Origin of the sequence: Vibrio sp. Y58_MX_L22 (assembly GCF_024181865.1) — a bacterium.
GTDB lineage: Bacteria > Pseudomonadota > Gammaproteobacteria > Enterobacterales > Vibrionaceae > Vibrio > Vibrio alginolyticus.
The window spans coordinates 420,967-445,341 of sequence record NZ_JAMZAN010000001.1 but is presented as its reverse complement, the minus strand read 5'-3'; the positions used below and the strand labels follow the sequence as shown (position 1 = coordinate 445,341).

The following is a 24,375-nucleotide window of genomic DNA, read 5'->3' as shown; positions in this document are numbered from 1 at the left end:
TAGAGTGTGTGCCAAAAAAGATTAAGAACTGTGAATTGTAACTAAATATAGCAAAAAGATAAGTGAATTTTTTTAGGTTTTACCATTAGTTGACTTAACGTAATAACCAGCTGAAAAATAATAAAAAAGCCGCATGAAGCGGCTTTTTTGAAAACAGTCTTTATTACTCGTCAAATAGACCTAGGTGCTCTTTCGCGTATGCTTCGAATTCGTCGCAGCCACCGATGTGCTCTTGGTCGATAAAGATCTGGGGAACGGTTTCAACTGGTTTACCAACTGTTTTCTCAAGATCTGCTTTAGAAATACCCTCAGCGTGAATATCAACGTAACGGTAGTTGAAGTCATCACGTTTTGCTTTTAGCGTTTCTGCGTGCTCTTTTGCACGAACACAGAAAGGACATGCAGGGCGACCAAAGATAACAACGAACATAATCTTATTTCTCCTAAATCTATTCTTTTTTGAAAGCGTACAAAACATAGCGGCTGAGTGCGCTTTCTTTTGTTGGAGTAACTATGCCCGATCCAGATACGGAAATAAAGCGGCAATTACCTCTTGGTTCTATAGGTGAAATCTATCGAATAAAAACTAAACGCGCGTGCTTATTTTACGGCTCTGAAGTATGTGAAGTGACGCATAAAAAACATACATTCTAAAGGGTTAATGATGGCAAGGTGGAATTGGTCAATTTTTTTTGTTTAAAAAAATAGCAATCTATTTTGGCTATACGCAAATAACTTCAACTCTTACATAAGTGTTAAATCAGAGGGCGAGAGGTTATTTGGGTATATTCTTTTGGGAGGGTGTGTATGTTTCAGTTTATGACTGCAACAAGGATTATATTTGGTGAAGGTGCACTTCAATCTTCATTGTCCGTTATTAACCAATTTGGCTACAGTGTTTTGCTGGTTACTGGGCAGGATACCCAACGAGCCGCCCCCATTATCCAATATCTTAAAGCTCAAAATATGCGTTACCAGCACGTAGCTATCGTTGGTGAACCATACATCACGATGGTAGAAGAGACCGCAGTGCTCGGTAGAAAATTCCAACCTGATATGGTGGTTGCGATAGGTGGTGGCAGCGTCATCGATATGGGCAAAGCCTTAGCTGCCATTATTCCCAATCAAGGCAATGTTTACGATTACGTAGAAGTGGTAGGAAGAAGCGTCCCTTTAAAAGCAAAGCCTCTTCATTTTATTGCAATTCCTACGACAGCAAGCACCGGTTCAGAAGTGACCAGAAATGCTGTGCTGAAATCTGGACAAGATAAAGTGAAAGTGAGTCTTCGAAGCCCTGATATGCTCGCAGACGTTGCCATTGTAGACCCGACACTTACTTACGGGACCGACCAATACACATCTGGACGTGGCGCAATGGATGCGTTCACTCATTTAATGGAAGCGTATGTGTGTGGTGAGCCAAACCCTCTTACTGATATGGTCTGCGAAGAGGGGCTACGCCGTTTAAGCCGTTCAGTGATTGCCGCTTGTAAGCAAGATAATCATAAGGCGCGCTCTGATTTATCGTTCGCTGCATTGCTTGGTGGTATGGCGATTACTAATGCCAAATTAGGTGCTGCTCATGGGTTAGCATCGGCGTTAGGAGGCAAGTTAGACGCCCCCCATAGCGTTATTACGGCTCGCCTAGCTCCGCACGTGATGCAGGAGAACATTAACGCTGCTAAACTCGCGGGTAGGAATGATGTGATAAGTCGTTATCGTAAGCTGGCCCAATTAGTCACTGAGCGAGTAAATGCTAACGAACACGATGGAATTCTTTGGGTAAATATGGTGCTAGATAAGTTAGCGTTACCGCTACTGGCTCAATTTGGAGTATGCCAAACCTCTTTTGAGCAAGTGGCGAATGATGCGCTTAAATCAATGGCAATCAAAGGGAATCCTTTACCTCTTAATCAGGAACGTTTGATACACATATTGCAGCAAGTCTGTGATTGTAGTGGAGAGTGTGTAGCAGAGAGTGCACAACATGTCAGTTCTGTTGAAGTACTGGAATCAAGAACGGACTTATCGAGTGTCAACGACTTAGGGTGATTGCTCCCTTAGCAGCATTAAAACAAAAGGGGAGCCTTGAGCTCCCCTAGATAAAGTATTGACTAAGCTTTAGTGCTTAGTACTGGCTTAGTTTGTCATAGCGACTGTCTTTCAACGCATCTTTTACGCGTTTTAGGTTCTCACGGAAACCAGTACCACGGCGAAGAGTGAAGCCAGTTGCTAGCACATCAATCACTGTCATTTGTACAACTCGGCTCGCCATTGGCATGTAAACGTCGGTATCTTCTGGAATATCGAGCGTGATAGCCAGCGAGCTTGCCTTTTCTAGAGGAGAATCCTTCGCTGTAATCGCAATAACCGTTGCGCCATTTTCACGAGCAAGGTTCGCTATTTCTACCTGACTCTTTGTTCGACCGGTATGAGAAATAAGAACCACAACATCATTATCACTGCAGTTGATACAACTCATGCGCTGCATAACAATATCTTCAAAACAAGTAATTGGAATATTAAAGCGAATAAACTTGTTTTGTGCGTCTCGGGCAACAGAAGATGATGCACCAAGGCCAAAGAATGAAATGCGCTTCGCTTGCGTTAGCAAATCGACCGCACGGTTCACTTGCATTGGATCTAGGCTATTTTTCGCGACATCTAAACACGCCATCGTCGATTCGAAAATCTTATGGGTGTACGCGTCTGGGCCATCGTCTTCTTCCACATTACGGTTAACGTAAGGGGTGCCGTTGGCTAGGCTCTGTGCCAAGTGAAGCTTAAAATCTGGAAAGCCCTTGGTGTCCAGACGACGACAGAAGCGGTTTACAGTGGGCTCACTAACGTCGGCCATTTTAGCCAGCGTTGCAATGCTTGAATGAATTGCAGTTTGTGGAGACGCCATAATTACTTCCGCAACTTTGCGCTCTGACTTACTGAAATTCTCCAGGTTTTTTTGAATTTTTTCTAATGTATTCATAGTGTTCACGAGGGTATAGAGAACAACTCGCTGGCTCTGCTAACGAAAGGAAACACGAAGATTCCGGAGTAGAGTGGGGCGTTAACGAAAACAACCAGCGCCATAGAATCAGTATAAACCTGATCTTCAATCAGTCTAAACCAATAACGGGTACTATTTAGTGAGAATTTGACAGGCCTCAAACAAAATGTTGTAAAAACTACAGAATTGGATGTGTAAACGAAGTTTTGTTGCGCTAGTCGCACGATAATGATGTTTGAGTTACATCAAAACGAAAAAAAATTTCAAATTGATGTAACTCGATCTGGCTGTTAAGACGATTGAATATCGACAACCAGCTGTTGAATTCTTTTCATCAAATTTGGTGCTTGCTTGGCGATTTCGCGTTGTTCATCAAGCACTGAGCTCAAAATTTCTTTTGTGGTCAGTGGATTTGCCAAAACCACTCTAAACACTATCGTATTCATGCGTTGCCATTGGTCTGGGTTCAGTCTTGTACGTGAAACGAACGATTTGCCCGTTTCGCGCTGACGCTTTTGAATAAACTGTGTTAACTCATTGATCAGCTCATTCAGTTGTTCTTTTTGTGAGCCTTCTGCTTGTGCTAATGCTTCACGGATGAATGGCGGCAAATAACGGTATGTGAGCAGACAAAGCTCTGGTTCAGAAACTAACTCGAAATCATCTTGCTGTTTGATTAAATCCGCAAAGTATCGAGCTTTTTCAATGCTTTGGTCAATCAGAAGCTCGTAACCTGGGCGACTTATGATGTGCATTGCGGCGTAGACCAACATCGCCATACCCGAACGTGAACCTTCTAATGTATGGCTGCCTAGGTCTTTTGAACCTTTGCGCAATATATATTGAGCGTGATGCTCTATGGATTTCATTGCGTCAGGGTCTTTGAACAGAACCATACCAGCGCCCATCGGGATGTAGAGCTGCTTATGCGCATCAATAGTTACTGAGTCTGCCATTTCCACACCTTTGAGAAGGTGACGGTGATGGTTAGACATAAGTGTTGCGCCACCCCATGCGGCATCCACATGGAAGTGACAGCCGTGAGCTTGGCAGACTTCAGCGATTTCAGGCAATGGATCAACATTACCTGTCTCTGTTGTGCCAGCCACACCAATAACAGCAATAGGCTTGATATTTTGTTTTTCGAGCTCAACAATTTTCGCTTTCAGGTCGTTGACAATAATACGGTTGTTGGCATCGGTTTTAACCGCAACCAAGCCCTCTTGGCCTAGCCCTAATACATCGGCTGCTTTCTTAAGGGAGTAGTGACCACGCTCAGACACTAGCACCGCTAAGCCATCATATCCATAGTGCATCATGGCTTTAAAAAGGCCTTCCTTCTCAACGCCTTTAAATGAGCCATTGGCTCTTAACGCTTTGTTACGTGCTACCCAAAGCGCAGTGATATTGGCAATGGTGCCGCCGGAACAAAATGCGCCTAATGAGTGGTTTGCACTGTGCATCCACTGATTGTAAAACGTATCATTCTGACCATATATTAAGCGATGCAGCATACCCAAAACTTGACGCTCAAGTGGCGTAAAGGCTTTGGAAGTCTCTATTTTTACCAGGTTTTGGTTTAAGGCGATCATGATCTTTGACAGTGGCATCAAGAAATAAGGCAGTGCCGATGTCATATGACCAATGAAGCTTGGTGAAGATGTGTGAACTGAGTGCGACACCAAAGTGTCGAGTAAGTGCTCTGTATGATCTGACACGAACTCTGGCTGCTCAGGAATCTGAGCAGAAGAAAAGTCTTTTTCGATTTCGCGTAAAGGCTTTTCTTCTGCCACGATGTGTTCACGAAGAAATTGATTTAGATTTCGCGAGAGGCTCTCGTCAATTTTAGTTAACGTTGAGTCCGGACCTTCTGGGACAGTGAAGATCTTTAGCAAGCTCTCAAAGCTAACATCAGCGGTTTTTTGTTCCTTAACCATAGCAAAGAATCTTTGTAGTTATTTTGGTAATGCGAGCGGCACAATCTAAACTAAAACGGGCGCAAAGTCCCGTTTTAATTGTTGAAACCCAAGTTGTAGAAATGAAAATTTTAGGTGAAGGTTACGATATTCACATTAAAAAATTCTAGATTGAGTACGTTAAAACACTCTGATGTTATCGAATGCTAATCAACGACTAATGCGAGCAATCTTAGTCACATTTCTGCTTTTCAATCTTTTCTATTGACTGATTGTACTTATTAAGTGCGGTATCAATTTGTTGGGGATGACTAAGCAGATCAGCGAATGCTGAACGAAGCTCGTAGTTTTTTGGGTGGTTAGTTGATTGACGGTCGCTAAATGTCTGTTTTGCAACTTCACCTAACTTATCGCTTCGGGTCGCTAACTGCTTAACGTCATGTTGCTCTAGTTTTAACCATGCTTCGATTGGCTGTTCCGTCGCAACGCGGCTAGGGTCGTTCTCTAGAAAGTAGTGAACCGCTTCGCGGTTTAATTCAAAGTGATGTTTACGTCCATCCAAGAACCATTGACTAACTTCTTTCAGATCTGGATATTGGGTAACCGTCAAATCAACAAGATCTTGATACCACTGTAGTGAGGCATCGACGTAGCCATCGTATTTGCTAGCAAGGCATTGTTGATCTGCGGCAAGCGTAAAAGTTGAGCTTGTAGCGAGGAGCGCTGCAACGACAAAGCGTTTCATTCTTCTTCCTTCTGGTTGTTATCCCTTTATTAACGCAATGCACATCAGTTGATGTTTCTCCCTTCTTTCTATTTGGTCGTGACAAATCGTTGGGCTGAATGACGAAAAGAAAGAGGGGTCTTGCCAAAAAATATTGACCACTTTGACGTTAACTGGGTATTTAAATTTTTGCCGTATTGTAATGGATGTTAAAGCGAAAACCTGAGATCTAGCTAGCAAGTGATACAAAGAAAAGCATCATAACTGGTACCAATAAACTCAAAATAAAGCCGCTAACGATAGCAACAGGAACACAACGCACACCACCGGTGGTTTGAATAACGGGTAGGGTGAAGTCCATTGCTGTTGCACCGGCGTAACCAATTGCGGTGCACGGATAGCTACGAATAAAGAGAGGAATGGCAACCAGTGCGACTAGCTCTCTCATCAATTCAATCAAGAACGACGCGCCACCAAATACCGGACCAAAAGCGTCACCCATTAAAATACCTGCGAGTGAATACCAGCCAAAACCTGAAGCCATTGCGAGTGCTTGATAAAGAGGAAGATCCAAAAGCAACGCTGCAAGAACGCCACCAAGCATACATGTTGCGATGACAACAGCCGCAATGGCCATTCCTTGTTTATTTAATAGGATTTGACGCAGAGTAAGTCCACTATTGCGCAGCTGAATACCAATAAAAAATAGAAGTAGAAAGAGTATCCATTCGCTTGCTGTATCTACCCAACTCAAATCAATGGGTAACAGCAGGCCAACCACTAACCCTCCGCCAACGACCACGATAAGCTTAACTGACTCTAAAGCCATCGAAGATAACGGTAGCTTCTTTTGATTCTGATTGGTCTGGAGTGGAATAATTTTATCAATAATAGGCAGAGCCAACAGGTTGCAGGCACTTAGACACAAAAAAAACGTACTCGCATAGAGGATAATACTTTGTAAGTTGCTGCTTAAATTATCGAGCGCCGCCAAACTAAGACCCATCAACGACAAAATGACGTAAATAAGGTAGGACGTTGACTGATTGATCTTCTCCAATAACGAAGATCGAGATATAGGAATTAGATACCCCACCACAAGCGGAGCGAAAATAAATAGCATCCCTGAAAACATAAAGCTCAATGATTCCTTTTTGAGATAACATCAACACGCATAAATCAAATTATCTATCGGTTGAAATTAAAGACATTTCACCACACACAGCTCAGCCTTGAGCGAATCGTTTTATCACGGATAAGGTATTATCAGAAAACGATAAATTACAAACCGCTAGCATTGAGTACAGCACGGATTTGATCATTGAAGTCAGTATCACTCATGTTACTAAGTTCATACAAGACTTCTGCACCAGTTAAGTTGAATTCAACTTCATGTTCGTCAATGCGTTCATCGTGATTGCGGAACATCAATAAATGATGCGCAATTCTAGCGATGTCGAGATAACTCACTTCTGGTCGCGTTAATTCGTATTTTTCGTTTGAGGATACTTCTCTGAAGTCGTTGTCAAACCCCCAACGCTCAAGTACCAGTTTACTTGTGGCAGAACAACGTGTTTGGAAGATCTGCAATGCAATATCTGGGTCTAGGTAATTGCCCCTATCTAAGTACAAGTGGTACTCATTAATTAGGCAAAATAGCCCTATATCGGCTAATAGACCGACCAATAACGCCTTTTCTTGCTCTAGATGACCATAAGTGCCTGGCTCGTGGCTACGAAACGATTGAACCAACATCACCATTACGGCACCGAGCTCACGCGATATCGCTGCACTCTTCACCAAGATGGCATTGCATTCTTTAGTGAGATTAACTGAGTGTTTAAGTTGCTCGATCGCTTGTGCGGTAACAATATCACGTACACGAAGTATTCCGAGACGAGATACCGCTGTAGTTAAGTCGTTGCAGGTGATATTTCTGCGATTAAAAATCACAGAGTTAGCGACTCGTAAAACGACTGCTGCTAATCCGGGATCTTCCAATAAACAGTTAGCAACATCGGCAATCGTGGTGTGTTCTTCGACACATAACTGCTGAATTTTAAGCACGACATCAGGAATAGGAGGTAACGAAATCTTACCCGTGGCGATGGACTGTTCTACCAGCTGAGCAAACTCGGATTCCAGTGCGTTTATAAGCTTATCTTTATTATTTGGCAGCCAAAAAAATGATAAATGTTCCATTGTGACGCTGTACTTGAGATCTTTCGTACAGTGTACCCTTACAGCGTATTCTTTATCAATTAAATGCGTATTATGTGCCCGTAATTGCCAGCGAGATCATAATGATGGCGCGTTTTAGGCATGCTATGCGTCAAAAAAATATCACCACACGAACAATAAGTGTGAAACTAATCACGTATGCAGAATTTATACTTTTTTATATGTGACCTATGTCCTAACTTATTTTTCAACGTTAAGTATGATTAAGCAAGTTGGTGAGCACAACTCACAAAAATATCGCCAACAAATCGACATTTATAATTCGCTATAAGCTGCTGTTTATCTGGTGACATCGCTAATCGGGGTAATTTATTCAGATTAAAGAGGTCAATGGACATGACAGACCAAGCTTTTTTTAAATATGTACGCACCTTCAGTGAGTACCAAAAACGTTCTATGTTCGGTGGTATTGGTTTATTCACCGATGATGCTATGTTTGCGCTTGTCAGCAATGATTGCTGCTACTTACGTGGTGGGAATGGGCTAGATGAAGTGTTTACTCAACTGAGCTGTGAGAAGTATAAGCACGTCAAAAAACAGACGACGGCAACCGTAAATTATTATGATGTAACCGATTTATTCGAATCCGGATATGTAGGGCTTGATGAACTGGTACAGAAATCAATTGAATACTCAATTAAGGAACGGAAATATCAAAAGTCCTCTGCCAGTAGACGCTTAAGAGACTTACCCAACATGCAACTAACCCTTGAACGTATGGTCAAGAAAGCCGGTGTTGATGACGTAGAAACCTTTTTAGAACTTGGACCTGTAAAAGTCTTCAACAAAGTTAAAACGGCTTACGGTAATGATGTTGATGTAAAGCTACTGTGGAAATTTGCCGGTGCAACTGATGGCGTACATTGGAAACTGATCCAAGAGCCGCGTAAAAAACAGTTATTGGCACTGTGTGACTAAGCGAAGCTGATCGCACAATGATTGACTCGTTTCGATGGAGTTAGCGGGTCGTAAAGGCAAGTGTGAAAAGCGGAAAAAGGACGTTGAAGTTTTTTACCACTTCATTGAGTTAGTCATTAAATTAGACAAAAAAACCGAGGCAGAGACCTCGGTTTTTGTTTTTTTAATTTGCTCTTTTCTTACAGCACAAATCTTAAAACTTAAAACGCGTAGTGAACATTACCTGATCACCGTAAAAATCGTTGATACGTGCTTCAGCACCCAAAGAGAAAAGCTCTGTTGAGTGGAATCGAGCGTAGGCAGAGCCAGTCCAATCGTCATCGTTATCGATAGAAACGTAGCCGACTTTGCCGCCTACTTCTAATTGAGGGCCCAACCATTGGCGAACACCTAAGTTAAGCTCCATACCAACATCTGTGCTGCTCTCATTCGAAGGTTGCACAACGCGCATTAGCATTTCACCAGTAAGATCTGCCCAGTTGTTTAGCGGAGAATGGAAGCCAAAGCCTGCAGCTGAGTCAAAATCACTTTCAAACTCAGAGTCAATACGAGCAATAACATGCGCGTTCGGGTGAATTGATTTGCTGAATCCAGCACCAAATGTCACAGGACTTGCGCCAATACGTGCTTCGAAATAGTCGTAGCTAAAGTTGCTCATAGTTGCTGGCGCATTGCGATCGTTTGCAGCTAGGGCATGGCTTGATGCCACTAGTAAGGCAGCGGCTAATAGTGTTTTACGCATAACTAACGATAAACCTTGTTCATTATTTCCATGGATTCAAGCAACCACTTGAACCGTAATCTGATTTGTCCGACATCATAATAAAAAGGAAGGTCGACGACCAACAAAAATGTGTCGATGTTTTGTCAATTAACTTAATAGTTCCTTGGTTTAAGCAAAAACTACGCCATATACGTAGTGTCCGAGAATTTCACTCGGACAAGTAACGATATTTTTCTAACCTCGTTCGACTATCGAGGTTAGGTGGTTCAATGAGCATCGTTGAGTTCAAGTTAGAACCAAACACTTTATTACTCGCCAAAGCTTGCTCTTCTATCTGCCATGGCGTTGAGGATTGCCTCAGAATCAAGGATTTGAGTCCAGGATAGCAGGTTATCATCATTCTCAATCACAAACGCGGTAAGCTGAGACACGATTGCCTTTCTCAATGCTTCGCCTTTCCAAGGTTTGGCAATGTAATAATCGAGACTCGCGTTATTTACGGCTTCTACGGTGTCTTCCAAACCGGCTTGTCCTGTGAGTAAAACTTTGCGCGCTGCTTTTGTGTCACCATTTTGACTGAGTTCGATTAAGAAGCTGATCCCAGTTTGTTCCGGCATAATGTGGTCACATAAAATGAGCGCAAGCTGAACTTCTTCTTCCGCCATCTCCTCAATCACTTGCCGAGCTTCAGTCACTGATTCCGCTCCTTCGACGACAAAGTTCTCCTCGAAGGGAGCAAGATCTTGGAGCACGCTATCCAAGACTTCTCGTTCGTCATCGACACATAAAATTAGATACTTGGTCATGTTTCATCTCCTTTTTCGATGACTGGTAACCAGACGGTCATTCGTGTGAACTGGCCGATCTCTGATTCGACGTCAATCCACCCTCTGTGTGCTGTTACGATTTGCTGGCAGATGGACAGCCCGATGCCTAAGCCAAAGTTACCTTCTTTTTTTGTGGTGAAGTTTAGCTCGAAAATGGCGTCTCTTTGCGACTCAGGAATGCCACATCCATTATCGTCAAATGAGATAACGGCATAATGTGTGTGCTCTTTTTCTACAAGGCGTGTTTGTATGTTTAACACCCCTTTTTCTGGAAATGCGTCAATGGCGTTAGAGACCAAATTCGTCCACACCTGTTGGAGTGCGATCGGTTGACAAAGGATGGAAGGCAAGTTTGCATAGTCGGTTGAAACTTGGTGCATTTTTAATTTGTTCTCGAAAATCACCAAGGTGTCTTCAATACCTTCATGAATATCAGCATAGTGCAGGGTTTCATCATCTGACCGAGCATATCCTTTCAGGCTTTTTACCATATCAGCAATTCGTGCTGCACAGACATTAATTGAGCGAAGTGTGGAACCTGCTTTGTGGTATTGCTCTAGTGTATTGAGGGCATGATAAGACGCTTGCTGCTTTCTCGTTAGTTGGGTAAGTAGCTCGTGATCGGATTCTAAACCAAGGCTCACCACTTTCTTTGCCAACGCTCGGTCTGGAAGAGTATGGCTAAGCGCTTTTACGCGTGATCTGAGCTCGGCGGTTGAAGCGGGTTTTGAGGTTTGCGCTTTGTTCAGTAATTCAATGCCTTTGGTTTGTATATCGGAACTGGGCGCATCGTTAAGTAATCGTTCTAGTGTATGCGTTAAATTCTCTACGCCCCTTAATATCGCGGCTACTGGATTGTTTAGTTCGTGGGCCACTCCCGCAACCAATTGACCAAGCATCGCCATTTTTTCTCTTTCAATGAGCTGCTGGTGGGCTGATTCTAAAGATTCGAGCGTTTTTTGAAGTTGCAGTTTGGTGTTGATGCTTCTTTGCAATCGGCGGTTGAAGTGGCGTAAGAGCAAGTTTGTAAAAAGAGGCAGTAAGTTTGAGTCGCTTTGCATCACTTTATTGAATACGTTGCGATCGAGTTTGATAACTTCTGTTTTGGTTAGTGTTAGAGCTGTCGAGAAAGAACATTCCCCAGTAACAAACGACATGCCTCCGACAATATTCCCTTTGTTATGGCGTACAACCTCTCGCTGCATGCCTTGTTCATCGCGCTTGTACAGAGCCACTTCACCTTCGGTGATAAACCACAAAAAGCTATTTGGCTCGCCTTCCACGGTTAATAAGTGTTCAGGTGAGTATGTACGGCACGCTCTTGTTTCGTCATTATCTTTGAAAAATTGCTGGAGAGCGGAGATCACTTGCTCGGCTAACTCGGTATCAGACATCGAGTGGTAGTCGTGTAAGAATCCGGCTTGATAATGGCTCATCTGATTATTGATGTGCGCTCGCAACAAGCTGTGATGATCCAATATCTGACTGTAACTTAGCAGGTCTTCTTTACCGTTTCGCAAGATAAATTGGGTCAGCTCTTTTTGCACTGTGTTAAATAAGACGTGATCTGGCAAAGGTTTAGTGAGGCAGTGGTCGAGCCTGCCCTCATTAACGGCAGTGAGAATTGCCTCTATATCAGACGAGCAGCTAATAAGAATTTTTCTTGCTTGCTCGGTATGTGGCATCCGGTCTAAACCAATAAGAAAATCCACGCCGTTAAAATGAGCGTGATGGCTCGCTATAACTAAAGCAACAGTCTGTTCTCTTTCTTCTAGATACTCTAAAGCGCTTTGAGCCTCTTCTATCGATTCGACAGAAAAAATATCAAACTTACTTGAGAAGGCAGACAGCTCCAATCGAAACTGTTCAGCACTGATTGGGTTGTTGTCGAGACACAACACAGCATAACGATTCACAGATGTTTTAGCTCCGGTTAAAACTTCGCCACGCAAACTTTAACAATAAAAGGACATGATGAGTGGGAGCCAAGTATGATTCCTGGTTAATGGACTAGAATAAGCATCAATAGTCTGATTTGTCTCAATGTTTTCTCCGCAGGTGGTTTGGGGTAGACTGACCGAAAATATCTAATAAGTGACGTTATGCAAAATCTTAAAAAAATCGGCGCCATTGGTGGTGCTATCTCATTAGCACTGTGTTGGCCATTGGCTGTCGGACAAATTGGTCAGTCCATCATTGAAGATGGTATTACCAATATGAATGATGAAATGATTAAAGGCGAAGTGGTCGAGTATCAGCGTGGCTATTTGTCTTCAGTCGTGCTGACTCGTTATTCAGTTGTTGATCCTGAGCTTAAAACGCAGTTAGAGCGTGATGGTATGCCAACGACGTTTGACGTAACCAGTGATGTTAGCCACGGTCTAACAAGCCTAACAGCAGATTCAAAATTGGTGGACAATGACTTTTTGCCTCTCACGATGCATAGCCAGACTCAATTAAATGGCAATACAGCATTTATCCTCGACCTAGACAGTTGGCATTATCGTAACGAAGCGCAAGGTGTTTCTGTTTCTACAAGCCCTGCAAAAGTAACAGGTGATGTGACGGTATTGGGTGATCTCAATTACCAAGTTTCCGTTCCTTCTGTTCAAGTGGATTTTGAAAACGGTGAAGAGCTTCATCTGAATGCATTGACAGGGCAAGGTAAAGGAAAGCAAGCAAAAGGCTACTGGTTAGGCGAGCAATCTTTCTCTCTAGAGAAGCTAGATGTGGTTGATGCGAACTTGACGCCTGTCTTTTTGATTGAAAATGCGAGCTACCGTGGTAACACTACGATGAGTGAGTCTGGTGATAAGCTGAACAGTCAATTAAACCTAGATGCTAAGAAACTACGTTTAACTGATGGGACGGATGTCGATAACTTTAAGTTGGATTTCTCAATTGCAGATGTGGATAGCCAGTCTTTTGATCAAATTATGTCTATCTATCAAGGCTCTCCTATGTTAGATGAGCAGGAAATTGCGAATTTATTGCCGCATGTCGATACGCTGTTTAGCAAAGGTTTTGATTTATCCGTGAACGAGCTTTCACTCGCATTCGGTGACGGCAAGTTCCACAACGAGTGGCAACTATCCATCCCTGAAGGTACTGAGCATATTACTCAAGATCCAATGAAGTTGGTGACGGCCACTACTGGTGAACTTAGCACTTACTTCTCTGATGAATTAGTAACGCATTACCCATTTATTCAAGAAGGGATTGATGAGCTCCTTATAATGGAGTTGATCGAAAAAGTAGAGGGCGGTTATCAATTAAAAGCAGAAATTGGTGAAGGCAAATTGAAGTTCGAAAATGGGCATGAGTTCCCATTGGTGGCTCTACTTATGCCTGCTTTGATGCAACAACAGTAATTCGTATTGTTGCGAATTTGTTCCAATTCAACGCTTAGTCTTTAAAAAGAGGTCGTAAGACCTCTTTTCTTGTTTTTATCACTGCGAAAACGTGATATTAATTTCGTAATATTTACATAGCAGGAGCAATGAGCATCATGGAACAAAATACGGACAACGTATTTAACTTCAGTGCAGGGCCAGCAGGTCTGCCTAAAGCAGTTATGCAGCAAGCACAACAGGAACTAATCGATTGGCAAGGTCTTGGCACTTCGGTCATGGAAATCAGCCACCGAAGCAAAGAGTTCATCAAAGTTGCAGAAGAAGCCGAGCAGGATTTACGTGACCTTCTGAATATTCCGGACAACTATAAAGTGCTGTTCTGCCAAGGTGGTGCTCGTGCTCAGTTTGCTGCTGTTCCTCTAAACTTACTTGGTGATGCCGATACGGCAACTTACATCGATGGTGGTTATTGGGCTGAAAGCGCGGTAGCTGAAGCGAAAAAATACTGCGAACCAGACGTGTTTGATGCAAAAACAGAAATCAACGGGAAAGTCGCGGTTCTACCTGCAAGTGAATGGAAAATTGCTCCAGAAGCGGCTTACGTTCACTTCTGTCCAAATGAGACCATTGATGGTATTGAGATTAACGATCTTCCTATTACCGACAAACCGATTGTTGCTGACATGTCTTCGACAATTCTTTCTCGTGAAATCGATGTGTCTAAATACGGTGTGATTTACGCGGGCGCTCAGAAAAATATTGGTCCTTCCGGCATTGCTATTGCTATCGTGCGCGATGATTTATTAGGTATGGCGAAGCAGGTTCTACCAAGTATCTTGGATTACACTGTTTTGGCAGAAAAAGAATCAATGTTCAACACGCCACCAACCTTTGCATGGTACCTGTCTGGTCTTGTTTTCAAATGGCTGAAGGCACAGGGCGGAGTAAAAGCGATTGAGCAAGTGAACCGCGCTAAAGCCGCGCTACTGTATGATTACATCGATCAGTCTGATTTCTACCGTAATGGCGTGCACTCAGCAAACCGTTCTTTGATGAACGTGCCATTTCAACTTGCTAAGCCTGAACTGGATGCAACCTTCCTTGAGCTAGCAGACTCTAAAGGGTTGAAAGCGCTAAAAGGTCACCGAGCAGTTGGTGGTATGCGAGCATCCATTTATAACGCAATGCCGCTTGAAGGCGTTCAAGCGTTAGTAGACTTCATGCAAGAGTTTGAGAAAAACTACGCGTAAACTCAAACTGATAGTTGTTCTCCAAAGCGTCGCTATTGCGGCGCTTTTGTTTATCTCAACTCACATCATTCCAGGAAGGTAAAATGACCAAGGCAAATATTGAAGCGCTGACTAAGCAGTTCCCACTCTTAGCAGCACTTATTGATCTTGAAGAGGTTTGTTGGTTTAACCCCCATATCACTTCCTTGGAGGAAGGTTTACCTCATGTCGGGTTAGATGAAAAAGATATTCAAGCGGCGAGTGAACGGCTAGCACGATTTGCGCCTTATTTGATGAAAGCGTTTCCCGAAACGGAAACGTCGCGTGGCATTATTGAGTCCCCAGTGGTGGATATTCCCAATATGAAAGTGCGTTTGGAGCAGCAATACGACACACCAATATTGGGCCATTTAATGCTCAAAAAAGACAGTCATTTGCCAATTTCTGGTTCGATCAAAGCGAGAGGTGGTATTTATGAAGTGCTCACTCATGCAGAAAAGTTGGCGTTTGAAGCCGCCTTGCTCTGTGAAAACGATGATTACAGAAAATTGTTCAGCAATGAGTTTCGGCAGTTTTTTAAGCAGTACAGTATTGCAGTTGGCTCAACCGGCAATCTTGGTATGTCCATCGGCATCATGAGTGCGAAGCTGGGTTTTTCAGTTTCAGTCCACATGTCTGCGGATGCGCGGGAATGGAAGAAAAATAAGCTCCGGTCGCATGGTGTTAATGTCGTAGAGCACCAAGAAGATTATGGTATTGCTGTCGAGCAAGGTCGTAAAGAGGCAGAAAAAGATCCCAACTGTTTCTTTATCGATGATTAAAACTCACGGACGCTCTTTCTAGGTTACTCTGTTGCGGGTGAGCGTCTTAAGCAGCAGTTTGATGACTTGGGAATCGTTGTTGATGAGCATCATCCATTGTTTGTTTATCTTCCTTGTGGTGTTGGCGGTGGACCTGGTGGGGTGGCATTTGGCTTGAAGGTAGCATTTGGCGAGCATGTTCACTGTATTTTCGCAGAGCCAACGCACTCACCGTGCATGCTGTTGGGCGTGCATACAGGCTTGCATGACGATATTTCGGTACAAGATTTGGGTATCGATAACATTACCGCCGCTGATGGTTTGGCAGTAGGTCGTGCCTCGGGATTTGTCGGAAGAGCGATGGAAAGGCTACTTGATGGTTTTTACACCATTGATGACGCTCGTATGTATCACCACTTGGGTGAGTTAAGTGAACTGGAAGGTATTAGTCTAGAGCCTTCTGCATTAGCCGGTATGATTGGGGCAGTGCACGTCTCGAATAACCATGCTTATCAGTCTCGAATGAAATTTGACGAAGAAAAACTCAAAAACGCAACACATCTTGTTTGGGCAACAGGTGGGGGCATGGTTCCGGAAGATGAAATGGCGGCTTATCTCAAAAAATCTGGTCGGTAAATCAGCACTGTATACGTGCTTAATTAGGTAACTAATAATACAGGAATAACAAAAGGGCTCATCGTTTGATGAGCCCTTCTCGTCACTGAAAATCGAATTATAGAGATTGTAATAGCTGGTAGTAACGACCTTTTTGAGCGAGTAGCGTTGGATGGTCGCCTTGTTCGATGATCTCACCTTGTTCCATCAAACAGATGCTATCCATACTTTCTAACTCTATCAGTCGGTGTGTAATGAATACTACTGTCTTATTAGCAAAGTGTTCATTGAAAAGCGCCATCACTTTTTGTTCCGTACGCTTATCGAGGCCTTCAGTCGGTTCATCTAAGAGTAGGATTGGGGCATCACGTAGCAATGCTCGAGCAATGCCGATTCGACGTTTCTCACCGCCAGATAACTGACGACCGCCGTCGCCTAACCAAGCGTCTAACCCCGGCTCTTCAAGAAGTCCGCCAAGCTCGACTTTTTGTAAAATAGTAGACAGTTGCTCATCACTTGCATCCGGAGCGGCCATGAGTAAGTTGTCACGTAGTGTCCCGTTTAGTACATCTACGCGTTGACTGATCACAGTCATTGCTGATCGCAGGTCCGACTCGCTCCAATCTTGCAGTTTTGTACCACCGATTCGAACTTCACCTTGGTTAACATCCCAGTAGCGGCAAAGAAGCTGAATCAGTGTTGATTTACCTGAACCTGTTTGACCTACAATTGCAGTTTTAGTGCCCAACGGTAGTGAGAGTGACAAGTCTTTCAGCACCTTTTGCTGACCGTCAGGGTAAGTAAAATCTATGTTGTCGAATTCAATGTCTAACGTTGTGTCTTTATGTTTCGACTGCTCAGGGAAGACAACGTCAGGTTCAGCCAAAATTACTTCATTTAAACGACGAGCAGAGGTCAACGTTTGACCGAGATATTGGAATGCGCCCGCGATAGGCATCAGAATCTCAAAGCTCGCCATGGTTGCAAACGCAAACAGCGCAATCCAAGGATCAGGAGCACGACCACCTACGCCGTCTGCAGCAAACCAAAGCATCACAACCAGTGTAAGGCCGTTCACCAGCATAAGCAGGCCTGAAGCCATGCCCGTTAAGTTCGCGTTCACAAATTGGTTAGACAGCAACTGCTTCTGCTTCTCTAGAATGAGATTACGATAACGTTCTTCTGCTCCAAAGATACTCAGTTCACTGTAGCCTTGAAGCCAGTCCAGTGTCGCCACTCGCAATTGCGCTTTATGATGAGTGAGCTTCTCGCCATTGTTTTTACCCAGTTTATAGAACAGTACTGGCCATACAAACAACATGACGGTAAGAATCGAGCCAAGCAGTAGGGCGAGATGCCAATCAAAGAAAGCCAGGACAGCCGTTAAACTCAATATGCCAAAAATACCAATCACGACAGGGCTGATAAGTCGAAGGTAAACGTGATCCATCGCGTCTACGTCCGCTACTAGGCGGTTGAGCAGATCGGCATCACGCATCGTAGAAACACGACCCGGAATCAGTGGTGCAAGTTTCTTAAAGAAGAAGATACGTAGATCGGTAAGCAGCTTGAACGTTGCATTGTGGCTAACGACACGTTCTCCCCATCGACCTGCGGTTCGAGCCATTGCAGTGCCGCGTACCCCGGCACCTGGTAACATGTAGTTGAAGGTCTCACGAGCAACCGTCAAGCCTGCCACCGCTGCGGCTGAAATAAACCAACCTGATAGCGTTAATAAGCCAATAGACGCCGCTAAGGTCAGAAATGCCAGTAGCATACCTAGCGAAAGACCAAACCAGTGTTTCTTATAGAGTTTTAGATAAGGGAGTAAATCACGCATCTAAGTTCCCCTTGTCTGTTTCACGTTGTGCGAGGTTCGCTTCCAACATGTCTTTAAATAAGCCATCTTCTGTCGACAGTGTGGCGTAATCACCACGTTGAACAATCTGGCCGTCCTGCATAACAAGAATTTGCGATACGTTTTGTAAAGGCGCAAGTTGGTGAGTAATCATCAAATTCGTTGTGGCATGCGCATACTTGTTAATGCCTTCCATCACGAGTTTTTCACTGCGAGCATCTAAGCTTGCGGTTGGTTCATCTAATAACCAAAAACGACCATTTTGTAGCATGGCGCGAGCCAGTGCTAAACGCTGCGCTTGGCCGACAGATAAACCACCAGAACGATCAGATATCGGATAATCCAACCCATGCATTTCAACAAATTCAGCAGCGTGAGAGTCATTCAACACAGAATGTACGTCTGCATCCTGAATATTGTGCTTACCTAGTGTGATGTTATCTCGAATGCTACCGTGTAATAGCATCGGGTTTTGACCAATCCAGCTTACTGCCTCTCGCCATGTGGCTAGATCCAGTTGCGACAATTCACAACCATTAATCTTCAAGCTACCTTGATAAGGCATGAAACCGAGGATGGTGTTTACCAAGCTTGTTTTACCTGCGCCACTTGGTCCAACTAAAGCCGTACTTTTGTTGGCTTCAAGAGAGAAGGATAGGGGACCTGCGAGCTGCTTACCTTCCGGACTAAAAATGGTTAACTGGTTCGCTTCAATATGGATAGGGCTGTTTTTATCTAACGCTTGGGTACCATCTTTGATTTGATCGACTTCCAAATCCAGAAACTCGACAATGCTTTCTGCTGCCCCAACCGCTTGCTGTTTCGCATGATAGAACGTGCCCAAATCACGTAATGGCTGATAAAACTCTGGAGCAAGAATCAGAATGAACAAACCAGCAAAGAGCGTAACACCTGTGCCGTAGTAGCCGAAGTCCAGCTCCCCGATATAACTAAAGCCAAAGTAGACAGCGGTAATTGCGATAGAAATGGAAGTGAAAAACTCTAACACCGCAGAAGACAGAAACGCGATTTTCAGAACGTCCATGGTACGAGTACGAAAGACTTCTGAAGCACCCTTTAGCGTCTCAGTTTCAGATTTTGTTCTATCGAACAAGCGAATGGTTGTCATTGCTTGCAAGCGGTCATAAAAGTGACCCGACAAACGCTGCATCGCTTTAAAGTTTTTACGGTTTGCTTCTGCGGCTTTCATCCCAACCAGTGCCATGAAAATAGGCACTAGTGGTGCAGTGACCAGGAAGATCAAGCCTGCTGCCCAGTTTACTGGGAATACGACAACCAAAATGATGAAAGGCACTAGTACCGATAATGACATTTGAGGCAAGTAGCGTGAGAAGAAATCTTGCATATCTTCTACCTGCTCTAAGATGAGCGTTGCCCAACTGCCAGCAGGTTTGCCTTTGATGTAAGCTGGCCCAAGTTTATGAACTTTATCTAAAATGAGTTGGCGAATATAAACTCGAATTTGCTCCCCGCAACGGTAACCGGCAAGCTCTCGACCCCAGGTACAAGCAGCTCGACCGATAACCGTGCCACCGAGCCCAACAAAATGCCAAATGAGGTCGGCTTTGTCGACTTGGTCAATGATTAACTGGTGCAGAATGGAGGCGAGCAGGGCTGCTTGAGCCAATAAAAACACGCTTGAAAGTACGCCTAGGCCTATCGCAATCATAAGCCAGCGCTTGGCTAACTTACTTTGTTGCTTCAGCCACTTATTCAAGCTGCTTTGCTTTTTCTTATCCATCGTGAAGGCTTAATGATAATTGTTTTAATGAGGCGGTAGTATACAAAAGAAAACCCAGCGGGAATACCGCTGGGCTTTAAGGATATGACACAAATGTGAAAAGTTATTTGTCACCAAGTGAGTCTAAGAAACGTTCAGCATCTAATGCAGCCATACAACCTGTACCTGCAGAGGTGATCGCTTGACGGTAGTTGTGGTCCATTACGTCGCCAGCTGCAAATACACCTTCGATACTAGTTTGTGTTGCGTTGCCTTCAAGACCTGATTGAACGATGATGTAGCCATCTTTCATGTCTACTTGGCCTTCAAAGATTTGTGTGTTTGGCTGGTGGCCAATTGCGATGAATGCACCCATTACATTGATATCTTCTGTCGCACCGCTGTTCACGTCTTTAATGCGGACGCCCGTTACGCCCATATCGTCACCCAGTACTTCATCGAGAGTGCGATCGGTATGAAGAACGATATTACCGCTTTCAACTTTATCCATCAGACGTTTCACAAGGATCTTCTCTGCGCGGAATGAATCGCGGCGGTGGATCAGGTGAACTTCTGACGCAATGTTAGATAGGTATAGCGCTTCTTCAACAGCCGTGTTACCACCGCCCACAACTGCAACTTTCTGATTACGGTAGAAGAAACCGTCACAGGTTGCACAAGCAGAAACGCCGCGACCTTTAAATGCTTCTTCAGACTCAAGGCCAAGGTATTTTGCTGATGCGCCGGTAGATATGATTAAGGCATCACAAGTGTACTCACCTGAGTCGCCTTTTAAACGAAATGGGCGTTGTGATAGCTCTACTTCATTGATGTGATCAAATACGATTTCAGTTTCAAAACGCTCGGCGTGTTCTTTCATGCGATCCATCAATGCTGGACCTGTCAGTCCCTCAGCATCGCCTGGCCAGTTTTCAACTTCAGTTGTGGTGGTTAGCTGACCACCTTGTTGCATTCCCGTCACAAGCACAGGGTTTAAGTTTGCACGCGCTGCGTAGACGGCAGCTGTGTATCCTGCAGGACCAGAACCAAGAATTAATAATTTACAGTGTTTTACGTCGCTCATTATGGCTCCAAAAAGGGCGTAACATTTCCCTCGATTGTATGGAAATTCTTAGTGCTTTAAAAGCATAAACAACGATTGTGATCGAATAATTGGTTATAGATTAGAACCCACTAAATATTGATAGAGAACGTTGACTTCTAGCATAAAACTCTATTCGTAGTAGAGAAGTCTAGTTTCAAATATTGCCAAAGCGTAAAACTGAAACATGGTTCTGTTTTTTTTGCTTTATTTGGTTTGATATGTTGTTTTTGTTGTTTTGTTGAAGCTATCAACGTTAAAAGCTGGTAATTGCAGAATATTTGCGTAACCTAGCGTGTAAATTAAATGTTAATTAATGTGCCTCATTAAAGGAGCAAATGATGTTACATTCACGTGAGAATACTCTACATTTAACACAGCTCAGCATGGCAGCAATTGAGCAGCTTTCCCCATCGTTTGAAGAACTGCCTCGAACCGAACATGCAGATGGTCAGTATCGACTACGACGTTATTCTGTGGTTGGTTTTGATAACGGCAAAGTCATCGACTTAAATAAAAATAGCTTTGTTCAATCCTCTGATATCAACCGATTTCAAGGTGATGTTGTAAGACAATTCGAGCCAATTGAGAAGGATATTCTTACCAGCGATGGATTTCGAGAAATGTGTGAATTGTTTGTCAATGCGAATCATCTGCCAAACGGTCAAGAAATAGAAATTCACCAAATCCGTATCAGGGCACTGGAAGAAGAAACCCAAGTAGCACCTGAAGGTGTGCACCAAGACGGTTTTGATCACATTGCAATGGTTGGTGTGGGACGCCATAACATCATCGGTGGCGACATCATGCTTTACAGCAGCCATAACCAAGCCCCATTTTTCCGTAAAGTGCTAGAAACCGGAGAGGTCGCAATCTTGGCTGATAGCAAGCTGTGGCATAACGCGTGCCCAATCCGCTCTGTTATTGATGACGAAGCAGGCCATATGGATGTATTTGTACTCACTGCTACGGATAAGCGTAATGAACTTCAATCTTAATCAGATCAGAGCGCAATTTCCGGCGTTGGCTCAATACCACAACGACAAGCCTGTGACGTTTTTTGATGGTCCAGGTGGCTCACAAGTGCCTCAATCAGTACTAGACAGCATGGTAGGGTATTTAGGTCGTTTCAACGCTAACTTAGGCGGACATTATTTTTCTAGCCAAGTGACCGTTGACGTAATGCAAAATGCGCGTGAGTCGGCTCAGGCTCTACTTAATGCCCCTTCATCTGGCAATATTGTCTTCGGTGCCAATATGACCTCACTAACCTTTCAGCTTAGTCGCGCGATTAGTCGAGATTGGCAAGCAGGAGATGAGATCATTGTTTCCGCTTTGGATCACTATTCAAATGTATCCAGCTGGCAGCAAGCGGCAGAAGATAAAGGCGTTACGGTTCATCAAGTTCGTATCAACGAAGAAGATTGTACGCTGGATATTGAGCATTTAAGCCGCCTTCTTTCTGATAAAACGCGCCTTGTCGCTGTGACTTATGCATCGAACACGACGGGCTCTATTGTGGATGTACAGCATGTAGTCAGCATGGCGCACAATGTTGGGGCACAAGTTTATGTGGATGCCGTCCATTATGCGCCTCATCATTTGGTTGATGTTCAAGCGTTAGGTTGTGACTTTTTAGCTTGCTCAGCTTACAAGTTTTTCGGACCGCACGTTGGTATTGCTTACATAGCCGATCAGTGGCTCCACAGTATTCGCCCATACAAAGTCGAGCCTGCCACTAATATAGGTCCAGGTCGATTTGAAACAGGAACGCAAAGTTTTGAAGGTCTTGCTGGTGTCGTTTCTGCGGTTGAGTATCTGGCTCAATTTGGTGAAGTCGGTTTACCTCTTCGCCAACGGTTGGAGCAAAGCTACCAACTGTATGAACAACATGAGCAGCGCTTGAGTGAGCGTTTCTTACAGCGTTTGAATGCATTAGATGGTGTCAATCTATTCGGTATCGCAAAGGAAGATAGCCAACTCCGCACGCCAACTTTTGCGCTAACGTTTGACCGATATTCTCCAGAGTTCATCGCGAAAACACTGGGTGAACATAACATTTGTGTATGGAATGGTCACTTTTATGCGTTGGGCTTAGTTCGTCAACTTGGTTTAGAAGAATCGGGTGGTGTAGTGCGAATTGGTTGTATGCATTACAACACAATAGAAGAAGTCGATATGTTATTCGATGTGCTAGAAAGCATCCTTGACGCATAACTAACGATTTCTTCCTAATAGAAAAACAAAAGCTCGAGTCAAACTCGAGCTTTTTTCATTTTTATTTGAATCAACGCGTTCTGCAAGCGATTACTCACTAACTTCAACTTCATAGGAAGTGAATTTTCTTACATTAATAACGCCGGTATCAAAGATGAGGTATTGACCTTTGATGCCTTGCAAAGTGCCAGTCACAACCGGGTTTTTATCGAAGTTATGCGAAGTGATCTTCGTTGGGTGCTGTTGTACCGGGTAGCTAAGGTCGGTAATGCTTTCGTTTAATACTTCAATGGCATCTTCGCCGAATTGCTGTTTTATCTCGGCAATTTTCTCTTCGACTAAAGGCAATAGCTCAGCAAAACGGTCCTGCAATGCCATAGGTTCACCGTCACCTTTTAGCAGTGTGCGCCAATTGGTCTTGTCTGCGATATGTTTCGCCAGTTCAACTTCAATTAAACCGGAGATATGGCGAGTTTTTACTTTAAAAATTGGCAAGCCCTGAGTCGCGCCTTGGTCAATCCAACGAGTCGGGATTTGAGTATGACGAGTAATACCAACTTTTAAGCTGGATGTGTTGGACAGGTAGACAAAGTGATCCACCATGCAATTCTCTTCACCCCATTGTGGTTCGCGACAAGTCCCTTGATCGTAGTGGCAGGTCTCTGGCTTCATGATACACATGTCGCAGCTTGCTAGCTTTTTCATGCATACAAAACAGTGGCCTTGCGAATAACTCTTTTTCGTTTTCTTTCCACATGAGCAACAAAAAATATTGCCAGTGTGAGTCAGTGTGAGCGTTTTACCCAGAAAAGGAGTTAAGTCGATTTCTTCCTCACCGACAGGAAGACGGTAGTTGACGGCACCGTCCAGAGAAGCACGCATTTTGTTTAGCGTGCCAGTTGCAATTAATGACATGACATTACTCATTATTGTGTTTTTGCACAGTATATACTGAAGTGGAGAAGAGATGCAGGGTTGACAGGAGCTTTAAAGTAAATGTCTTGCACTAAATTATTATGCATCGTGTTTTATTTTCTAAAAATTATGGCTGTGAAATGCTTCGCAAATAGAAGTTGGGCTGCACTTTTTAGAAATTTTAAAACGTG

The 24,375-nt window shown here is 43.8% G+C and carries 19 protein-coding genes and 1 pseudogene; 7 read left to right on the top strand and 13 right to left on the bottom strand.

Annotated features, from left to right (window positions below):
• Positions 1–163: 163 nt before the first annotated feature.
• A complete protein-coding gene (locus NL626_RS01865) occupies positions 164–430 on the bottom strand; it encodes a GrxA family glutaredoxin (protein ID WP_005378026.1) in 267 nt (88 codons plus the stop codon).
• A 377-nt stretch (positions 431–807) separates the two neighbouring features.
• On the opposite strand from NL626_RS01865, the gene NL626_RS01860 reads away from it, so the two are divergent.
• Entirely contained in the window at positions 808–2,052 is a 1,245-nt protein-coding gene (locus NL626_RS01860) for an iron-containing alcohol dehydrogenase (protein WP_054576427.1), read from the top strand.
• A 76-nt stretch (positions 2,053–2,128) separates the two neighbouring features.
• On the opposite strand, the gene NL626_RS01855 is transcribed toward NL626_RS01860, so the two are convergent.
• From NL626_RS01855 to NL626_RS01835, 5 genes are all read right to left on the bottom strand, one after another.
• Entirely contained in the window at positions 2,129–2,983 is an 855-nt protein-coding gene (locus tag NL626_RS01855; RefSeq protein WP_005378021.1) for a MurR/RpiR family transcriptional regulator, read from the bottom strand.
• A 311-nt stretch (positions 2,984–3,294) separates the two neighbouring features.
• A complete protein-coding gene (gene panP / locus NL626_RS01850) occupies positions 3,295–4,941 on the bottom strand; it encodes a pyridoxal-dependent aspartate 1-decarboxylase PanP (RefSeq protein WP_017820841.1) in 1,647 nt (548 codons plus the stop codon).
• A gap of 211 nt (positions 4,942–5,152) precedes the next feature.
• Complete coding sequence (locus tag NL626_RS01845; RefSeq protein WP_017634875.1) at positions 5,153–5,665, bottom strand: hypothetical protein; 513 nt, start codon at positions 5,663–5,665, stop codon at positions 5,153–5,155.
• A 208-nt stretch (positions 5,666–5,873) separates the two neighbouring features.
• Positions 5,874–6,779, bottom strand: a complete 906-nt coding sequence (locus NL626_RS01840) for a lysine exporter LysO family protein (RefSeq protein ID WP_138939970.1) — start codon at positions 6,777–6,779, stop codon at positions 5,874–5,876.
• Positions 6,780–6,925: 146 nt separating this feature from the next.
• Positions 6,926–7,846, bottom strand: a complete 921-nt coding sequence (locus NL626_RS01835) for an HDOD domain-containing protein (protein ID WP_005378009.1) — start codon at positions 7,844–7,846, stop codon at positions 6,926–6,928.
• A gap of 369 nt (positions 7,847–8,215) precedes the next feature.
• Here NL626_RS01835 and NL626_RS01830 point away from each other — a divergent pair, with 369 nt between their 5' ends.
• Complete coding sequence (locus tag NL626_RS01830) at positions 8,216–8,803, top strand: TfoX/Sxy family DNA transformation protein (protein ID WP_005378007.1); 588 nt, start codon at positions 8,216–8,218, stop codon at positions 8,801–8,803.
• A 193-nt stretch (positions 8,804–8,996) separates the two neighbouring features.
• Here NL626_RS01830 and NL626_RS01825 read toward each other — a convergent pair whose 3' ends face one another.
• The 3 genes from NL626_RS01825 to NL626_RS01815 form a co-directional block, all read right to left on the bottom strand.
• Entirely contained in the window at positions 8,997–9,545 is a 549-nt protein-coding gene (locus NL626_RS01825; protein ID WP_005378006.1) for a hypothetical protein, read from the bottom strand.
• A 290-nt stretch (positions 9,546–9,835) separates the two neighbouring features.
• Complete coding sequence (locus NL626_RS01820) at positions 9,836–10,333, bottom strand: response regulator (protein WP_017820839.1); 498 nt, start codon at positions 10,331–10,333, stop codon at positions 9,836–9,838.
• Positions 10,330–12,270, bottom strand: coding sequence for an ATP-binding protein (locus NL626_RS01815; protein ID WP_253656933.1), 1,941 nt, complete (start codon positions 12,268–12,270; stop codon positions 10,330–10,332). Before NL626_RS01815 ends, NL626_RS01820 begins: the two co-directional genes overlap by 4 nt.
• Before the next feature lie 186 nt (positions 12,271–12,456).
• On the opposite strand from NL626_RS01815, the gene NL626_RS01810 reads away from it, so the two are divergent.
• From NL626_RS01810 to NL626_RS01800, 3 genes and pseudogenes are all read left to right on the top strand, one after another.
• The gene (locus tag NL626_RS01810) at positions 12,457–13,725 is read left to right on the top strand and encodes a DUF945 family protein (RefSeq protein ID WP_064368075.1); all 1,269 of its coding nucleotides are present in this window, start codon (positions 12,457–12,459) and stop codon (positions 13,723–13,725) included.
• Positions 13,726–13,862: 137 nt separating this feature from the next.
• Positions 13,863–14,957, top strand: coding sequence for a 3-phosphoserine/phosphohydroxythreonine transaminase (serC, locus tag NL626_RS01805; RefSeq protein WP_005378000.1), 1,095 nt, complete (start codon positions 13,863–13,865; stop codon positions 14,955–14,957).
• Positions 14,958–15,040: 83 nt separating this feature from the next.
• Positions 15,041–16,372 (top strand): annotated as a pseudogene (locus NL626_RS01800) (D-serine ammonia-lyase).
• Between the two features lie 97 nt (positions 16,373–16,469).
• Here NL626_RS01800 and cydC read toward each other — a convergent pair.
• The 3 genes from cydC to trxB all read right to left on the bottom strand — a co-directional run bounded on the left by cydC (position 16,470) and on the right by trxB (position 21,034).
• Complete coding sequence (gene cydC / locus NL626_RS01795) at positions 16,470–18,191, bottom strand: cysteine/glutathione ABC transporter ATP-binding protein/permease CydC (protein ID WP_213866610.1); 1,722 nt, start codon at positions 18,189–18,191, stop codon at positions 16,470–16,472.
• On the bottom strand, positions 18,184–19,971 hold the full coding sequence (cydD, locus tag NL626_RS01790) for a cysteine/glutathione ABC transporter permease/ATP-binding protein CydD (protein WP_104979019.1): 1,788 nt from the start codon (positions 19,969–19,971) through the stop codon (positions 18,184–18,186). Before cydD ends, cydC begins: the two co-directional genes overlap by 8 nt.
• Before the next feature lie 103 nt (positions 19,972–20,074).
• Positions 20,075–21,034 carry a thioredoxin-disulfide reductase gene (gene trxB / locus NL626_RS01785; RefSeq protein WP_253656932.1) on the bottom strand — a complete coding sequence of 320 codons (960 nt, stop codon included), beginning with the start codon at positions 21,032–21,034 and terminating at the stop codon, positions 20,075–20,077.
• Between the two features lie 359 nt (positions 21,035–21,393).
• On the opposite strand from trxB, the gene NL626_RS01780 reads away from it, so the two are divergent.
• A complete protein-coding gene (locus NL626_RS01780; protein WP_005377989.1) occupies positions 21,394–22,050 on the top strand; it encodes a 2OG-Fe dioxygenase family protein in 657 nt (218 codons plus the stop codon).
• A complete protein-coding gene (locus NL626_RS01775) occupies positions 22,034–23,269 on the top strand; it encodes a cysteine desulfurase-like protein (RefSeq protein ID WP_064376422.1) in 1,236 nt (411 codons plus the stop codon). Before NL626_RS01780 ends, NL626_RS01775 begins: the two co-directional genes overlap by 17 nt.
• 90 nt (positions 23,270–23,359) lie before the next feature.
• Here the strand turns inward: NL626_RS01775 and NL626_RS01770 are convergent, their stop codons facing one another.
• Complete coding sequence (locus tag NL626_RS01770; RefSeq protein WP_005377984.1) at positions 23,360–24,184, bottom strand: DUF2797 domain-containing protein; 825 nt, start codon at positions 24,182–24,184, stop codon at positions 23,360–23,362.
• Between the last annotated feature and the right edge of the window lie 191 nt (positions 24,185–24,375).

Bases quoted from the DNA above. Each gene is read 5' to 3' on its own strand.
- NL626_RS01865 (WP_005378026.1), bottom strand. From the start codon at position 430: ATGTTCGTTGTTATCTTTGGTCGCCCTGCATGTCCTTTCTGTGTTCGT.
- NL626_RS01860 (WP_054576427.1), top strand. From the start codon at position 808: ATGTTTCAGTTTATGACTGCAACAAGGATTATATTTGGTGAAGGTGCA.
- NL626_RS01855 (WP_005378021.1), bottom strand. From the start codon at position 2,983: ATGAATACATTAGAAAAAATTCAAAAAAACCTGGAGAATTTCAGTAAG.
- panP (WP_017820841.1), bottom strand. From the start codon at position 4,941: ATGGTTAAGGAACAAAAAACCGCTGATGTTAGCTTTGAGAGCTTGCTA.
- NL626_RS01845 (WP_017634875.1), bottom strand. From the start codon at position 5,665: ATGAAACGCTTTGTCGTTGCAGCGCTCCTCGCTACAAGCTCAACTTTT.
- NL626_RS01840 (WP_138939970.1), bottom strand. From the start codon at position 6,779: ATGTTTTCAGGGATGCTATTTATTTTCGCTCCGCTTGTGGTGGGGTAT.
- NL626_RS01835 (WP_005378009.1), bottom strand. From the start codon at position 7,846: ATGGAACATTTATCATTTTTTTGGCTGCCAAATAATAAAGATAAGCTT.
- NL626_RS01830 (WP_005378007.1), top strand. From the start codon at position 8,216: ATGGACATGACAGACCAAGCTTTTTTTAAATATGTACGCACCTTCAGT.
- NL626_RS01825 (WP_005378006.1), bottom strand. From the start codon at position 9,545: ATGCGTAAAACACTATTAGCCGCTGCCTTACTAGTGGCATCAAGCCAT.
- NL626_RS01820 (WP_017820839.1), bottom strand. From the start codon at position 10,333: ATGACCAAGTATCTAATTTTATGTGTCGATGACGAACGAGAAGTCTTG.
- NL626_RS01810 (WP_064368075.1), top strand. From the start codon at position 12,457: ATGCAAAATCTTAAAAAAATCGGCGCCATTGGTGGTGCTATCTCATTA.
- serC (WP_005378000.1), top strand. From the start codon at position 13,863: ATGGAACAAAATACGGACAACGTATTTAACTTCAGTGCAGGGCCAGCA.
- cydC (WP_213866610.1), bottom strand. From the start codon at position 18,191: ATGCGTGATTTACTCCCTTATCTAAAACTCTATAAGAAACACTGGTTT.
- cydD (WP_104979019.1), bottom strand. From the start codon at position 19,971: ATGGATAAGAAAAAGCAAAGCAGCTTGAATAAGTGGCTGAAGCAACAA.
- trxB (WP_253656932.1), bottom strand. From the start codon at position 21,034: ATGAGCGACGTAAAACACTGTAAATTATTAATTCTTGGTTCTGGTCCT.
- NL626_RS01780 (WP_005377989.1), top strand. From the start codon at position 21,394: ATGTTACATTCACGTGAGAATACTCTACATTTAACACAGCTCAGCATG.
- NL626_RS01775 (WP_064376422.1), top strand. From the start codon at position 22,034: ATGAACTTCAATCTTAATCAGATCAGAGCGCAATTTCCGGCGTTGGCT.
- NL626_RS01770 (WP_005377984.1), bottom strand. From the start codon at position 24,184: ATGTCATTAATTGCAACTGGCACGCTAAACAAAATGCGTGCTTCTCTG.